The sequence below is a fragment of the Pseudomonas sp. ADAK7 genome (assembly GCF_012935675.1).
GTDB lineage: Bacteria > Pseudomonadota > Gammaproteobacteria > Pseudomonadales > Pseudomonadaceae > Aquipseudomonas.
The window spans coordinates 5,695,420-5,710,848 of the sequence record NZ_CP052861.1; the positions used below are offsets into that span (position 1 = coordinate 5,695,420).

The 15,429-nt window shown below is 58.4% G+C and carries 15 protein-coding genes; 9 read left to right on the forward strand and 6 right to left on the reverse strand.

Annotated features, from left to right (window positions below):
* The first annotated feature begins 121 nt into the window (after positions 1 to 121).
* The gene (locus HKK53_RS26215) at positions 122 to 1,264 is read left to right on the forward strand and encodes a transporter substrate-binding domain-containing protein (protein ID WP_169373161.1); all 1,143 of its coding nucleotides are present in this window, start codon (positions 122 to 124) and stop codon (positions 1,262 to 1,264) included.
* Positions 1,265 to 1,321: 57 nt separating this feature from the next.
* Here the strand turns inward: HKK53_RS26215 and HKK53_RS26220 are convergent, their stop codons facing one another.
* The 5 genes from HKK53_RS26220 to norR all read right to left on the reverse strand — a co-directional run bounded on the left by HKK53_RS26220 (position 1,322) and on the right by norR (position 5,822).
* A complete protein-coding gene (locus tag HKK53_RS26220) occupies positions 1,322 to 2,071 on the reverse strand; it encodes a YkgJ family cysteine cluster protein (RefSeq protein WP_169373162.1) in 750 nt (249 codons plus the stop codon).
* Between the two features lie 83 nt (positions 2,072 to 2,154).
* The gene (locus HKK53_RS26225; RefSeq protein WP_169373163.1) at positions 2,155 to 2,481 is read right to left on the reverse strand and encodes a hypothetical protein; all 327 of its coding nucleotides are present in this window, start codon (positions 2,479 to 2,481) and stop codon (positions 2,155 to 2,157) included.
* Positions 2,482 to 2,614: 133 nt separating this feature from the next.
* Entirely contained in the window at positions 2,615 to 3,073 is a 459-nt protein-coding gene (locus HKK53_RS26230) for a GNAT family N-acetyltransferase (protein WP_169373164.1), read from the reverse strand.
* 26 nt (positions 3,074 to 3,099) lie between these two features.
* A complete protein-coding gene (locus HKK53_RS26235) occupies positions 3,100 to 4,002 on the reverse strand; it encodes a chemotaxis protein CheV (protein ID WP_169373165.1) in 903 nt (300 codons plus the stop codon).
* A 269-nt stretch (positions 4,003 to 4,271) separates the two neighbouring features.
* Complete coding sequence (gene norR / locus HKK53_RS26240; protein ID WP_169373166.1) at positions 4,272 to 5,822, reverse strand: nitric oxide reductase transcriptional regulator NorR; 1,551 nt, start codon at positions 5,820 to 5,822, stop codon at positions 4,272 to 4,274.
* Between the two features lie 148 nt (positions 5,823 to 5,970).
* Here norR and hmpA point away from each other — a divergent pair, with 148 nt between their 5' ends.
* From hmpA to cyoE, 7 genes are all read left to right on the forward strand, one after another.
* Positions 5,971 to 7,152: an NO-inducible flavohemoprotein gene (gene hmpA, locus HKK53_RS26245; RefSeq protein WP_169373167.1), complete on the forward strand. Its 1,182-nt coding sequence runs from the start codon at positions 5,971 to 5,973 to the stop codon at positions 7,150 to 7,152.
* Positions 7,153 to 7,353: 201 nt separating this feature from the next.
* The gene (locus HKK53_RS26250) at positions 7,354 to 7,863 is read left to right on the forward strand and encodes a disulfide bond formation protein B (protein ID WP_169373168.1); all 510 of its coding nucleotides are present in this window, start codon (positions 7,354 to 7,356) and stop codon (positions 7,861 to 7,863) included.
* Positions 7,864 to 8,663: 800 nt separating this feature from the next.
* The gene (gene cyoA, locus HKK53_RS26255; protein WP_149658142.1) at positions 8,664 to 9,608 is read left to right on the forward strand and encodes a ubiquinol oxidase subunit II; all 945 of its coding nucleotides are present in this window, start codon (positions 8,664 to 8,666) and stop codon (positions 9,606 to 9,608) included.
* A gap of 3 nt (positions 9,609 to 9,611) precedes the next feature.
* On the forward strand, positions 9,612 to 11,642 hold the full coding sequence (cyoB, locus tag HKK53_RS26260; RefSeq protein WP_169373169.1) for a cytochrome o ubiquinol oxidase subunit I: 2,031 nt from the start codon (positions 9,612 to 9,614) through the stop codon (positions 11,640 to 11,642).
* A gap of 3 nt (positions 11,643 to 11,645) precedes the next feature.
* Positions 11,646 to 12,272, forward strand: coding sequence for a cytochrome o ubiquinol oxidase subunit III (locus tag HKK53_RS26265; protein WP_169373170.1), 627 nt, complete (start codon positions 11,646 to 11,648; stop codon positions 12,270 to 12,272).
* Positions 12,272 to 12,607: a cytochrome o ubiquinol oxidase subunit IV gene (cyoD, locus tag HKK53_RS26270; protein ID WP_054045505.1), complete on the forward strand. Its 336-nt coding sequence runs from the start codon at positions 12,272 to 12,274 to the stop codon at positions 12,605 to 12,607. The genes HKK53_RS26265 and cyoD overlap by 1 nt, the downstream gene beginning before the upstream one ends.
* Positions 12,608 to 12,618: 11 nt before the next feature.
* A complete protein-coding gene (gene cyoE, locus HKK53_RS26275; RefSeq protein ID WP_149658140.1) occupies positions 12,619 to 13,506 on the forward strand; it encodes a heme o synthase in 888 nt (295 codons plus the stop codon).
* Positions 13,507 to 13,585: 79 nt separating this feature from the next.
* Here the strand turns inward: cyoE and HKK53_RS26280 are convergent, their stop codons facing one another.
* On the reverse strand, positions 13,586 to 14,278 hold the full coding sequence (locus HKK53_RS26280) for a hypothetical protein (RefSeq protein ID WP_237150607.1): 693 nt from the start codon (positions 14,276 to 14,278) through the stop codon (positions 13,586 to 13,588).
* A gap of 668 nt (positions 14,279 to 14,946) precedes the next feature.
* Here HKK53_RS26280 and HKK53_RS26285 point away from each other — a divergent pair.
* Entirely contained in the window at positions 14,947 to 15,399 is a 453-nt protein-coding gene (locus HKK53_RS26285) for a hypothetical protein (RefSeq protein ID WP_169373171.1), read from the forward strand.
* The last annotated feature ends 30 nt before the right edge of the window (positions 15,400 to 15,429 follow it).

Here is a 15,429-nt window from a genome sequence, read left to right on the forward strand (position 1 = left end):
GGTAAAAAGTCTCCCTGTCATCGAGACAGTTCCCACAAGGATGAGCGATTCGTCCTCTGGGAAAGTCGGTGGCCACTCGTCGAAGATTCAGGTCCCTGAATTCTCGACGAAGGCCATCGAAATGCCCCTACTGAAAATCCTCTCTGTCCTGTCGCTGGCGATTCTGACCAGCGGTTGTGTTTCGTCTGCGGTCGAGCCTCAGATTCGCTTCGGCGTCGAAGCTCTGGTTCCGCCATTCGAGAGCCGTAACGACAGCGGCGAGTTGGTCGGGCTGAACATCGAGTTGGGCAATGCGTTGTGTGCCGAACTCCAATCCCGCTGTGTCTGGGTCGACCAGGACTACGCCACCAACATCGAAGCCCTTGAAGCCAATCGTTTCGACGTGATCATGCCGATGACCGCCACTCCGGCGCGTCGTGAGCGGATCGATTTCACCGACAACCTTTACCCGCTGAGCAGTCGACTGGTGGCCCGTGACGGGTCAGGCCTGCAACCCACGGCGGCAGCGCTCAAGGGCAAACGTGTAGGCGTCCTGGCGGGCACCAGCCGCGAAGCGTTTGCCAAGGCGCGCTGGGCTGAAGCGGGCGTGACGGTGCGCAGCTTCCAATTCAACGATCAACTGATTGCCGCCCTGCAGGCCGGGGAAATCGACGCCACCCTGCAAGATTCCATCGAAATCACCCATGCATTGCTGAACCATCCCCATGGTCGCGATTTCGCCTTTGCCGGGGCCGCGCTCAAGGATCCGATGCTGGGCAGTGGCGTGGCGATGGCCCTGCGCAAAAGCGACAGCGCGTTGCGCGACAACCTGAACGCGGCACTCGAGCGGCTCAAGCAAAACGGCCAGTACCAGGCGATTACCCAACGCTACCTGCCACCGGCAACGGCGGATTCGCCCAGCTACTTGCCAAACGACGAAGGCCTGCCGTTCTCCGATGCCGTTCAAGTCGGCGAGACGGTTTATCTGTCGGGTGTACTCGGTATCGGGGCGGATGGTGAACTGGTGAAGGGCGGCATCGGCCCGCAGATGACCCAGACCATGGAGAACCTGCGCAGCGCACTGCAACGCAGCGGCTCGTCCCTGGCCCATGTGGCCAAATGCACGGTCATCCTTACCGACATCAAGGATTTCAAAGCCATGAACGAGGTATACCAGCGCTACTTCCCGGCGGATCGTTTACCGGCTCGAACGACATTCGCGGCCAAGGCGTTGGTGCTGGATGCGCGGGTTGAAGTTGAATGCCTGGCGGTCGCCGCTCGCTAGGGGCAGCAGCCTGGATTGATCGTTCCCACGAGCGTGGGCACGATCAGTTGCCTGGGCTCAAGCCGCCCGCAGCGAGATAAACGCATAGTTGAGCGGTGCTTCAATCGCCACGTCAGCCCCGGCGGCCAGCACTTGCCCGGCAATGTCCTCGCCCGAGACATGAAACAGCCATTCACTGTCGGGTGCGTCCAGCGGTCGCGTTGCAACCTGATCAATGACTGAAGCAAACGCTCCCATCTCTGGCAGATAGGCGGTAAACCCATCGCCTTTCAGCGCTGTGGTGCGAATCCCCAGCAACCCGCAGATCGCATCCTTGGTTTGAACGTCGTCGCGATCTGCCTGGCGCGAACGCTGGATCAACGCCACCAGTTCCTGATCCACCAATTGCCCACCCACTATCAAATCCGGGCCCTGTTGCCACGACTCGGGCGGGCACTCTTTCACTGCCGGGTTCAGCGGGATGTGCGGATTGATTTCCATCGGATAGATGCGGCACACCAGCGGCCGGCGTTCGTAGATGCGGCAGAGGTTGTCTTCGTCAAGATTCCGACAGGGGCCGACGTTGTAGGCGGCGAAGGTGATGGCCACGTAGGCGTCGCTGGCGCCGCTTCGAACCCTTACCGACCGGCGTTCGGCATGCTCGCGTTGCTGCTCCGGCAGGCCCAGGCCATTGCCCAGGAAACCTTCCACCAGCACGATCACCTGACCGCCGTCGTTCGCCCACATGCGGGCTTCGGCCAGGGTCAGGGGAACGTGGTGATCGTTGCAGCATTTGCCGCAACCTACGCAGGAAAACGTCGTATTCATTGATCGAACGGCCGCCGGTGAGAGCATGAAAGGGCGACAGAAAGCCACCGCCAAGGCAGGTCCCGAAGCAAGTTATGCGCCATTCACGGCTTTTGGGCGGCCGGACGGATGGAGTCCCATTCGGTCACGTAGGCGGTTTTGCTTTTCTTGTTGTAGAGGCACAACTCGGTGCCTTGCTGGCCCTTCATGTGTTTTTGCGGGTATTGGCCTTGCAGCAGGAGCGCGGTATAGCCGACGCGGTCGTCGAATTGCGCGGCGGTGCCGACGGGTTTGGCGTCCTTCAGGCCGCTGGCCTTGGTACAACTGGCGAGTACGGCTTTGTCATAGGCAGCCCAGGCGTCGGGGCTGGAAGCGTGAGCCTGGGAGGCGAGGGCGGTGAGGCTGAGGAAGAGTAGGGTGGTGGTTTTCATCAATGGGCATCCTTGTGCGTGTTGGCCAAGGTTGGAGTATGCCTGATGGTGATGGGGTGTTTGTGCGGGCCTCTTCGCGGGCAAGCCTTGCTCCTACAGATTTGTGTTTGTGCCTGCCCGCGAAGGCGGTTTATCAGACCGGCACCGGCTCCCGCCGAACCACCCGCATTCCGGCGCTTTCATACAACCGCTGGGCCCGAAGGTTGTCTTCCAGCACCTTCAAATCGACAAACCCCTCGCGGCGCTGCTGAAACACTTTGAAAGCATGCAGCAACAAGGCCCGGCCCAGACCGAGCCCTTGCGCGCGGGGATGCACCACCAGGTTCTTGATGTAGGCGCTGGTCCAGCACTGGCAAACGCCAACGATCCCTTCGTCATCCAGCGCGATAAAGCACAGGCTCGGATCGTATTCGGGATCAGTTTCAAAACGCTGTTGCCAGACCTCCAGCGCCGGCACCCGACCGCCGCCTTCGCGATAACCCGTCTCCATCAACTGATGCACGGCTTCGGCGAGTTCCGGGCGGTAGTGGCACAGTTCAACGCCGCTGGGCCAGGCGCTGGCGGGCACGGCTTCAGCGAGGTTGCGCCGCATCAGAAAGCAAAATTCCTCGGCCAAACTCAGTAACCCTGTTCGGCGACAGCCTTGGCGGCTTCGATCAGGCACTTGGTCAGTTCCGGCGAGGAGAACTTGGTCAGCACCCCGTTCGCCCCGGCCAGGCGTGCCTTTTCGCTGTTCATCGCGCTGTCGAGCGAGGTGTGCAGCAGCACGTAGAGGTGCGAGAAGTCCGGTGTTTCACGCAGGGTGCGGGTGAAGGCATAGCCGTCCATCTCCGACATTTCGATGTCCGAGACGATCAGGTTGATCTGCTGGGCGGTGCCTTGCAGGTCCAGCAGGCAGTCGATGGCTTCCTTGGCGCTGCGGGCGGTGTGGCATTGCAGGCCGAGGTTGCGCAGGGTGTGTACTGATTGCTGCAGCGCAGTCTGGCTGTCATCGACCACCAGGATTCGCGCGTTGCCCAAGACTTCGGCGTCTTCCATGCTCAGCTCGGTCGGGGCCGTTTCGATCTGCGCCGGGGCGATACCGTGGATGACCTTTTCAATGTCCAGCACTTGCACCAGCACGCCGTCGACCGAGGTCACGCCGGTGATGTAAGAACGCACACCGCCGGAACCGAAGGGCGGCGGACGGATGTCGGTGGTCAGGCAGTGGACGATCTTGCTCACGGCCTGCACGTGCAGGCCCTGCTTGGAGCGGCTGACGTCAGTGACGATCAGGCAGCCACCGTTGGGATCTTCCAGCGGTCGCTCGCCAATGGCGCGGCTCAGGTCGATCACCGACAACGAGGCGCCGCGCAGGGTGGCGATGCCTTTGACGTGGGGATGCGACTCCGGCAGCTTGGTCAGCGGCGGGCAGGGGATGATTTCACTGACTTTCAGCAGGTTGATCGCCATCAGCTTGCCGCTGCGCAAGGTAAACAGAAGAAGCGAAAGTGAATCTGCGCGGGCTTTGGTGGAGGACATAAAAACCTTCTTTGGACAAAGGTGATGGGCGAGTAAAGAATCGCCAGAAGCTATTGATGCCGGGTTATCGACTTGTTGGGGGCAGGCTTTAGGCTAAATCCCCGCATTGCCGACCAGTGCGATCTCTGTAGCAGCTGCCGAAGGCTGCGTCCGGCTGCGAAGCAGTCGTAAAACCTGAGCTTGCGGTGCAACAGGTGTACTGCGTTTTGCCCGGGTGGCGAGGACTTCGTCCTCGAACGCAGCCTTCGGCAGCTGCTACAGGGTGCGGGTTATTTCATCCCCAACCGCTTGGCCATCCGCCCCAGGTTTGCCCGATCCAAGCCTAGCTCACGGGCCGCGCTCGCCCAATTGTGGTGGTGGCGTTCCAGACAAGCGTTGATCAGTTGCCGCTGATAATCCTCGGTCGCGACCCGTAAGTCACCCGAGACTAAAGCCACAGGGCTGACCGCCGGTTGCTCGGCAGGCACTTCAACACTGCCGTGGGGCAAATCCAGATCAGCGGCGCTCAAACTGAGAATCTTCGGCCGCTCCTTGCAGTTGCCCAACGCTTTTAATGCGCTACGGCCAATCAAGTGCTCCAGCTCCCGCACGTTCCCCGGCCACTGATACGCGAGCAGCGCTGCCTGGGCATCGCTGTTCAAGCGCAGACTATTGAGGCCCATGCGTGAACGGTTCTGTTCCAGGAAAAAGCCGCTGAGCAGCAACACATCGCGCCCGCGATCCCGCAGCGCCGGGACCAGCAGCGGATAAACGCTCAGGCGATGGTAGAAGTCGGCGCGATAGCGGCCACTGCGTACTTCCTCGGCCAGGTCACGGTTGGTCGCCGCGATCAGCCGCACGTCCACTTGATGCTCTTTATCCGAACCCAGGCGCTGCAACTGGCCGCTTTGCAGCACCCGCAGCAACTTGGCCTGCACGGTCAGGGACAGTTCGCCGACTTCATCGAGAAACAGCGTGCCGCCATTGGCCAGTTCGAACTTGCCGCGCCGGTCGCTGGTCGCGCCGGTGAACGCGCCACGGACATGGCCGAACAGTTCGCTTTCCACCAAAGTGTCCGGCAGGGCGGCGCAGTTGAGGCTGATGATCGGTTTGTCGGCGCGCCCGGAGGCGGCGTGAATCGCCTGGGCCACCAGTTCCTTGCCGACCCCGGTTTCCCCGGTGATCAGCACGGTCAGGTCGCTGCCGCCCACCAGGCTGATTTCTTCTACTAGGCGTTTGTGGGCCTTGCTCTGGCCGATCATCTCGCGGTTCTGCTGGCCGCTGGCCTGACGGTAAACCTCGGCGCGCTGGTGTTCGTCTTCGGCGCGATTGGCCAGTCGCTGAATGCGCTCGGCGGCGTTGACGGTGGCGGCGGCGAGGCTGGCGAAGGCTTGCAGGGCGTCGAGTTCGATCGGCTCGAAGCGCTCCGGGTCCAGCGCATCGAGGGTCAGCAGGCCCCACGGGCGTTCATCGATAAACAATGGGCAGCCCATGCAATCGTGGACTTCCAGGTGCTCATCCAAGCCATCGACCAACCCGTCATAAGGATCGGGCAAGTCGCTGTCGGCGGCGAAGCGGGTCGGGCCCGGGCTGCTGAGCAACGCTTCGAAGCGCGGGTGTTCACTGACTTTGAAGCGTCGGCCGAGTGTGTCGGTGCTCAAACCGTCGACGGCCAGCGGCACCAGCCATTCACCGTCGAGGCGCAGCAGGGCGGCGGCATCGCAGGGCAGCAGGGCGCGCATGGCTTCGAGCAGGCGCCGATAGCGCTCACCTTCGGGCAATTCGCGGGACAGGTCGGAGACCAGGGGCAGCAGGGCGGTGAGCAGTGATTTTGCAGTCATAGTGACTCCGTGTAGTCGAGATGACTATAAAGCAGTCAGTGTCGATATGACTACGTAGTATTTAAGTTGTTGATTTTTATGGTTTAAATTGTTGGCATGGAAACTGATAAGCCTAGGGTAATCACATAAAAGCTCAGGAGTCGCCCTAATGCTTAGCGTTCAAGACCGTGCCATCGTCAAATCCACCGTGCCGTTGCTGGAAAGCGGTGGCGAAGCGCTGATCACTCACTTCTATCGCATGATGCTCTCCGAATACCCGGAAGTCCGCCCGCTGTTCAACCAGGCCCACCAGGCCAGCGGTGATCAGCCCCGGGCCCTGGCCAATGGCGTGTTGATGTACGCACGTCACATCGATCAGCTCGACCAATTGGGCGATCTGGTGGCCAAGATCATTAACAAGCACGTGGCCCTGCAAATCCTCCCGGAACATTACCCGATTGTCGGCACCTGCCTGCTGCGCGCCATCGCCGAAGTGCTGGGCGAAGAGATCGCCACGCCGGAAGTCATCGGTGCCTGGGGTGCGGCCTACAACCAATTGGCCGACATCCTGATCGGCGCGGAAACCAGCATCTACGACCAGAAAGAACAGGCACCCGGCGGCTGGCGCGGGGCGCGGGACTTCATCGTCGTGGCCAAGGTCGAGGAAAGCGCGGAAATCATCTCGTTCTACTTCGAACCGGCCGACAAAGGCCCGATCCTCGCCGCCGAGCCGGGCCAGTACATCGGTATGAAGCTGATCCTTGATGGCGAAGAGATTCGTCGTAATTACTCGTTGTCGTCCCTGTCGGACAACGGCCAGTACCGTATCAGCGTCAAGCGCGAAGCCGGTGGCCGCGCCTCCAACCACTTGCACGATCAACTGCATGTCGGCGCGACCATTCAGTTGTTCCCACCGTCGGGGGAGTTCACCCTGACCGCCAGCGACAAACCATTGGTGCTGATCAGTGGCGGCGTCGGCATCACCCCGACCATCGCCATGCTTGAAGCGGCGCTGGCCACCGAACGGCCGGTGCACTTTATCCACTGCGCGCGTAACGGCAGCGTCCACGCGTTCCGTGACTGGATTGACGGCTTGGCCGAGCGTCATCCGCAACTCAAGCGCTTCTATTGCTACGCCGAAGATGACGGCGTGAGCCCGGCGGCGGACAAGGTCGGGTTGTTGAGCCAGGAGCAGTTGGGCGCCTGGTTGCCGCAGCAGCGGGACCTGGATGCTTATTTCCTGGGGCCTAAAGGCTTTATGGCGGCGATCAAGCGTCATTTGAAAGCGTTGGGTGTGCCGGAGAAGCAAAGCCGTTATGAGTTCTTTGGGCCGGCTTCTGCTCTGGAGTAATCAGTAGGCGCGGTGAGTCGGTCTCACCGCGTCGCTTCAATCGCGGGCAAGCCTTGCTCCACCTCGATCTTGAGCCGTGACTTAATCCCTCCTTAACCAGCCTATCGTCTATTCCCCGACAGCTACCGGCGCGCGCCAGGCTCTCAACGGCCATGGTCTGCGTGTAGACTTCCGGCAATTGATATTCAGAAGGGAAACGCGATGAGTGACGAAACGATGCGATTGGGCCGTGAGCGGCGTTACCTGGTGTTGCTGGGCATCATCTGCCTGGCACTGATCGGCGGCGCGCTGTACATGCAGGTGGTGCTGGAAGAAGCACCGTGCCCGCTGTGCATCCTGCAACGTTATGCGTTGCTGCTGATCGCCATCTTCGCCTTCATCGGCGCGGCCATGCGCACCCGTCGCAGCCTCACGGTGTTCGAGGTGCTGGTGGTGATCTGCGCGCTTGGTGGCGTCGCGGTGGCCGGGCATCACGTCTATACGCAGTTCTACCCGGCGGTGAGCTGCGGCGTTGATGTGCTGCAACCGATCGTCGATGGCCTGCCGCTGGCGAAGATCTTCCCGCTGGGCTTCCAGGTCGATGGCTTCTGCGACACGCCGTACCCGCCGATCCTCGGCCTGTCGCTGGCGCAGTGGGCGTTGGTGTCGTTTGTACTCGTGGTGGTGCTGGTGCCGCTGCTGGTCTCGCGTAACCGCAAGGCCTTGCGCTAACCCGCGGCAGCAAACAAAAAACGCCCCGGTCCTCGTTGAGAGGGCCGGGGCGTTTTGCATTTCAGAGCGCAAGTAAACAGATCGTGATGTGCGACAGCGAAGGGTGCGCAACGTGTGCGACATGTTGTCACAGCTGGAGTGTCGCAACTCATTTCAAGGCGCGGAATCGGTGCATAGCTACGCAACGATTTGAGTCGATTTTAGCCTCAGCCCATTTGTTCATCTCAATGGTGTAACAGGCAGTTTTAACAAGCGCCGGCGAATCGCCAGACCCCTTGCTGACCGGGGCTTTGGTGGCCCTGGCGGATGGCCACGCGCCATGAAGGCTGTCTGAACCGAGGGTGGTAGCCCCACAAATTTTGGTGTTTTTGTTGAGAATTAATTTCGATACCATGCCGAACTTTTGCAAAATCCGTTAATGATTGTTGCTGGAATGGATAAAAATTATTTCGGGATGAGACATGGTTTATGCGTCGCGACGTATCTACAATCGCCCGCACTGAATTCCCGGCGCTGCTCTCTACTGAGCAGATAGGGCGTCGAAAGGCCTGACGGCTTTATGCGACTCCCAGGTGTCGGTGCCTTTCCGACTATCCGCACCAAATGGAATTGGTCTGTAACAAGGCCTTTGACCACGAATTCGAATAAGAACTCACCGCTAGCCCAGGATTTGTCGAACAGCGTCTGACGCGCGACGGGCAGCCCTTATTCAATCCAAGAAAAATGCCAACCCTTGGCAGGGTGAAGTGTTGGCGATCAAAACCCAACTGCATTGCGCAAGCTGCTTTAGAGGTCGTGAGATGAGTAAAAACAGGTACCCCAGACTACTAGGCTTATTGCCGCTGCTCGGCACGTTGTTGCTGTCAGGCTGCAACATGACCTTGCTCGACCCCAAGGGCCAGGTCGGCCTGGATGAGCGAAACCTGATCATCACCGCAACGCTGCTGATGCTGTTGGTCGTTGTGCCGGTCATCGTCATGACGTTCCTGTTCGCCTGGAAATATCGCGCTTCCAACCCGAACGCGGTGTACGCGCCAAAGTGGTCGCACTCCACCAAGATCGAAATCGCGGTGTGGGCTGTTCCAGTCCTGATCATCATTGCCCTGGGTTACGTGACCTACATTTCGACCCACGCCCTGGACCCTTACAAGCCGCTGGAATCCGACGTCAAGCCGATCACCGTTGAGGTGGTCTCCATGGACTGGAAGTGGCTGTTCATCTACCCGGAACAAGGCATCGCCACCGTTAACAAACTGGTGTTCCCGGCCAACACGCCCATCAATTTCAAAATCACCTCTGACACCGTGATGAACTCGTTCTTCATCCCGGGCCTGGGTGGCCAGATCTACGCGATGGCGGGCATGGAAACCAAGCTGCACCTGATTGCCAACCAGAACGCTGAATTCGACGGTATCTCCGCCAACTACAGCGGCGCGGGTTTCACCGGCATGAAGTTCAAAGCTATCGCCACTTCCCAGGCGGATTTCGATGCCTGGGTCAGTGATGTCAAGAAGGCACCTAAACAGCTGGAAAAAGCTGAATACGAAGCCCTTTCCAAACCAAGCCAGAACAACCCAGTCGAGCTCTACTCCTCGTTCACGCCAAACCTGTTCCAGATCATCGTCGACAAGTACGAAGGCATGAAACCGGGCCAGCCAATGCATCACGAGAAAAAAGAGCACGAAATGGCCGCCATGGAAGGGATGGACATGAGTTCGCATTCAGCTGCCGGGGCAGAGGAGTAAACGATGTTTGGTAAATTAAGTTGGGAAGCGGTCCCGTTCCACGAACCGATCGTGATGATTACCATCGCCATGATCGCGCTCGGTGGTCTGGCGGTATTCGGGCTGATCACCTATTTCAAGAAGTGGACCTACCTGTGGACCGAGTGGCTGACGTCGGTCGACCACAAGAAAATCGGCGTGATGTACATCATCGTCGCCATGATCATGCTGCTGCGCGGTTTTGCCGACGCCATCATGATGCGTTCCCAGCTGGCCCTGGCCACCGAGGGCTCGCCTGGCTACCTGCCACCTGAACACTATGACCAGATCTTCACCGCTCACGGTGTGATCATGATCATCTTCATGGCGATGCCATTCTTCACCGGCCTGATGAACCTTGCAGTGCCGCTGCAGATCGGCGCCCGTGACGTTGCCTACCCGTTCCTGAACTCCTTGAGCTTCTGGCTGCTGGTGTCCGGCGTTGTGCTGGTAAACGTGTCCCTGGGTGTCGGCGAATTCGCCCGTACCGGTTGGGTTGCGTATCCACCGCTGTCGGAACTGGGTTATAGCCCGGGCGTTGGTGTGGACTACTACATCTGGGCATTACAACTGTCCGGGCTAGGTACGACACTGACGGGGGTCAACTTCCTGGCCACCGTGCTGAAAATGCGTACCCCGGGCATGAAGATGATGGACATGCCGATCTTCACCTGGACCTGCACCTGGGCCAACGTATTGATCGTCGCTTCGTTCCCGATTCTGACCGCTACCCTGGCACTGCTGACGCTTGACCGTTACATGGATTTCCACATTTTCACCAATGAACTTGGTGGCAATCCAATGATGTACGTCAACCTGTTCTGGGCCTGGGGTCACCCCGAGGTTTACATCCTGATTCTGCCGGCGTTCGGGGTCTTCTCCGAAGTCATCTCGACCTTCTCCGGCAAGCGTCTGTTCGGCCACCACTCGATGATCTACGCCTCGGGCGCGATCTCGATCCTGGGCTTCATGGTCTGGCTGCACCACTTCTTCACCATGGGGTCGGGTGCGAGCGTCAACGCCTTCTTCGGGCTGGCGACGATGCTGATCTCGATTCCGACGGGGGTGAAGCTATTCAACTGGCTGTTCACCATCTACCGCGGACGCCTGCAGTTCACCAGCCAGGTGCTCTGGACCCTGGGCTTCATGGTGACCTTCGCCATCGGCGGCATGACCGGCGTACTGCTGGCCATCCCGGGTGCTGACTTCGTGCTGCACAACAGCCTGTTCGTGATCGCTCACTTCCACAACGTGATCATCGGCGGCGCAGTATTCGGCTACATCGCTGGTTTCGCTTTCTTCTTCCCTAAAGCGTTCGGCTTCAAGCTGCACGAAGGTTGGGGCAAGGCAGCGTTCTGGTTCTGGATCTCGGGCTTCTTCGTCGCGTTCATGCCGCTCTATGCACTGGGCTTCATGGGCATGACCCGTCGTCTGAACGCCACCACCAACCCTGAGTGGGTGCCTTACCTGCACGTCGCCATGTTCGGCGCGGTGATGATCGCTGTCGGTATCGCCTGCCAGTTGATCCAGCTGTACGTCAGTGTGCGTGACCGCAAGAAGCCAGAGAACATGTGCGAACACGGCGATCCGTGGAATGCCCACACGCTGGAATGGTCGACCTCGTCGCCACCGCCGTTCTACAACTTCGCCGTACTGCCGAAAGCCCCAGGCATCGACCCGTTCACTGAAGCCAAGGAAAACGGTACTGCGTACCAGACTCCGGCCAAGTACGAGCCGATCCACATGCCAAACAACACCGCGACCGGCCTGGTCATGGGTGCTCTGTTGACCGTGTTCGGTTTCGCCATGATCTGGCACATCTGGTGGATGGCCATCTTCGGCCTCGCCGGTACCGTGATCTACTTCGTAATCCATGCTGCCCGTGATGACCAGGGCTATATGGTGCCGGTCGACGTGATCGAGCGCATCGAAGCCGAGCAGCACAAGCGTCTGGTAGCAGCAGGGAAAATCCCGGCTGGCGCCACCCGTGTTGAAACCTCGTTGGAACAGGCTTAAACCATGTCGAACTTAGTGACCAATGCTGGACACGTCCATGTCGATGGACATGGGCACGATGACCATCACCACGACTCGGGCGAGATGACCGTATTCGGTTTCTGGCTCTACCTGATGACCGACTGCATTTTGTTTGCGTCGATCTTCGCGGTGTACGCGGTACTGGTTAACAACGTAGCGGGTGGCCCGTCGGGCCACGACATCTTCGAGCTGCCCTACGTGCTGGGCGAAACCGCCTGCCTGTTGCTCAGCTCGATCACCTACGGCTTCGCCATGCTGGCGTTGTTCAAGGGCAACAAGAAGGCAGTGTTGGGCTGGTTGGCCATCACCTTCCTGTTCGGCCTGGGCTTCATCGGCATGGAGATCAACGAGTTCCACATGCTGATCTCCGAAGGCTACGGCCCTAGCCGCAGCGGCTTCCTGTCCGGGTTCTTCACCCTGGTCGGCACCCACGGTCTGCACGTGACCAGCGGCCTGATCTGGATGGCGATCATGATGTATCAGGTCAACAAGCACGGCCTGACGTCGACCAACAAGACCCGCCTGAGCTGCCTGAGCCTGTTCTGGCACTTCCTGGACGTGGTCTGGATCTGCGTATTCACCGTTGTTTACCTGATGGGGACCCTGTAATGGCTAATGCACATTCCCACGATAGCCACGACGCCGGTCATGGCAGCGTAAAGTCCTACGCCATCGGCTTCATCCTGTCGGTGATCCTGACGATCATTCCGTTCGGCCTGGTGATGTACCCATCGCTGCCGAAAGTCTGGACGCTGTGGATCGTACTGGCCTTCGCCGTGATCCAGGTGCTGGTTCACCTGGTGTACTTCCTCCACCTGGACCGCTCCGCCGCCCAGCGTAACAACGTGATTGCGTTTGTGTTCGCTGCGATGGTGATCGTCCTGCTGGTTGGCTTGTCGCTGTGGATCATGTTCAGCATCCACACCGTCATGATGGCGCACTGAGGAAAGTCCGGATGTCCTTTAAGCACTTTATCCAAATCACCAAACCGGGGATCATTTTCGGTAACGTGCTTTCTGTGGCGGGCGGATTTTTCCTGGCCTCGAAAGGGCATGTCGATCTGGCCATCTTCCTGGCCGCCATGATCGGCACGTCCCTGGTGGTGGCTTCCGGTTGCGTGTTCAACAACTGCATCGACCGCGACATCGACCTGAAGATGGAACGCACCAAGAACCGGGTGCTGGTCCAGGGCTTGATCTCCCTGAAACTGGCCCTGATCTACGCGACCGTCCTGGGTATCGCCGGCGTTGCACTGTTGTACAAGGTGGCCAACCCGTTGGCCGCGCTGTTCGCGGTGATCGGTTTTGTCATCTACGTCGGCTTCTACAGCCTGTACCTCAAGCGCAAGTCGGTTCACGGCACGCTGGTGGGCAGTCTGTCGGGCGCGATGCCACCGGTGATCGGCTACGTCGCCGTGACCAACAGCTTCGACATGGCCGCGCTGACCCTGCTGGTGATGTTCAGCCTGTGGCAGATGCCGCATTCCTACGCCATCGCGATCTTCCGCTTCAACGATTACCTGGCCGCATCGATTCCGGTGTTGCCAGTGAAGCGCGGGATTCAAGTAGCGAAGAAGCACATCCTGCTCTACATCCTGGCCTTCCTGATCGCGACCTTGATGCTGACCTTCAGCGGCTACGCCGGCATGAGCTACCTCGCCGTCGCCGCGGCCATGGGCATGTACTGGTTGTACATGGCCTGGACCGGCTACAAGGCAGTGGATGACACGGTCTGGGCACGCAAGCTGTTCGTGTTCTCGATCTTCACCATTACCGCGTTGAGCGTAATGATGTCGCTGGACTTCAAAGTGCCGAGTGAGCTGTTGCTGACTTATGCGCCGTAAGGTTTAGCTGCTGTACGAAAAGCCCCGCCCTTTGAGAGGAGAGTGGGGTTTTTTATTGGCCTTGTTCCGGTGATCTTCATCAACATGAGCCGTAAGACTTCCCTGTGTCGAAAGATTTTTCAATCGCTTCGCATGACCGCCACTTGGTGGGGCTGCACTGTATTCCGGGCTTGTAGTTGTCTTGAACGAACCGAATGAAACGTTCCGCCTGCTCTGATTGCGTTAGGTACCCATGGTTTGCCTGACCCTTCGGTATTTGAGGCCGGCAGAAGTCATGGATGCTTAATGGGCAAGAACCAAAGTAATAAAACACATCTGCTACCAACACGTATTGGCCGGAGATGTCTTCCTCCAAATGAGTTCTACTTGGTCCGCAATCTGCCCAGTGGTTCTCATTCTTTAGCTGTTCAAAGTGAGAAAACTCAGCTGCGCCAGGTACGAGTGGGCAGTAGATGTTGTCTCCTGCTTTGGCGATAGGGTCATTTAGATGAGAACCCGGAACCTTGTCTTGAAAGCGAGGATCGCTGAAGTAATCGCGCACATGGCATTTCTCGCCAATCCGCATCAAGTAAACCAATCGCTCTTCACCTACAGGGTCACGGTTCAATGTCACCGAAGTGAACCCGGCGATCCACTGCCCCACGCGCTTATGCAGACGAATCGATGGCTTGCAGGTAGCCAGCGTGAGCGTATGGCCAAAGGGGTTAGGCGCGAACCCTGTGTCATGGGTCATCTTGTAACTGAACAACTCCATTAAAATCTCCTCACTCATAACCATCACCGACAGCGATGGACCAAGTCCTTTAGGAAAGCGCTGTCTGGGATTTGGGAAATGTCCTAGCGCCATCGCCTAATCAGCCAGGTACGGTTCACCGAGCACTTAATTGTAGTGAATGGATGCTCCATGGCACATTTGGCTTCCTATCAACAAGGATGGATGTTTCCCCCGCTTTGAGGCCTTCGTTACAAAATCGGAGTGTTATGAAAAAACGAAATTTATTTGAAGAGTTGATGTTGGGCGTGGCCGAAATGAAAGCTCAGCGTGAAGGCAAGATAACGCGACAAAACGGTACTGTTCAGGACGCGTCGAACTCCGATAGGGCTGCACTAAAAATCATAGGGCTTCAGGCAAGGACGCGTTGGATTACCAAGCGATAAAGTATCGCGTTGGAAAAGGAATCAGGATGTTCAAAGTGAGAAAACTCAGCTGCACTAGGTACGAGTGGGCGGTAGATGTTGTCTCCTGCTTTGGCGATAGGAAATTGGGTAGGGCTACGGATCAGGACATCGGCGATATCAAGGCGCTTCTCAGGAGTGGTTTCATACTGACCACAGAACTTCGTCGACTGGCATTGCAGGCGATTGATGTATAGGTTGGCAACAAAGAGCCACCAACCTCAGTCCTCGACAATATTTTGCAAGATTATCTGGAGAATGCAGATGACGAAGTCCCGTAACGGCCACGTCCTCTCAGCCGCTTTGGACACGCTGGTCAAAAGCCCTTTGAATCAGGCAGATGATGCTGCGCTTGTCAGTGCGGCCAAGGCTGTTTGGTACTCGAACGCGAATCTTGAAAGTGAAGTCACAGCATTTTTGAGTCGTCACTCTGCTGAGATCGAGGTTCGTCGTGCAGGCTACTTGCTCGAGCGTTTCACCCGTTTTGCGTGTGTGTCTGATAGCCGCGTGCTGGAAACCTTCAACGTGCTGGAGCTTTTTGCGTACACGACTTCCAAGCAAGATGTGAAGCTTCAAGCAGTTACTCCACTTCGCCTTCGTCGTGATGAACTTGCCGATTCCTGGGGGTTAAGTGAAGGCCTTGGCTTAAAGGCTCAAACCCTCATGCCATTTCAGACTCGGCATTATGAGGCTGAGCAGCGTTCCACGATTTCCTGAAAGCAGGCTGCGTGACAAGAGCCCTGCCTT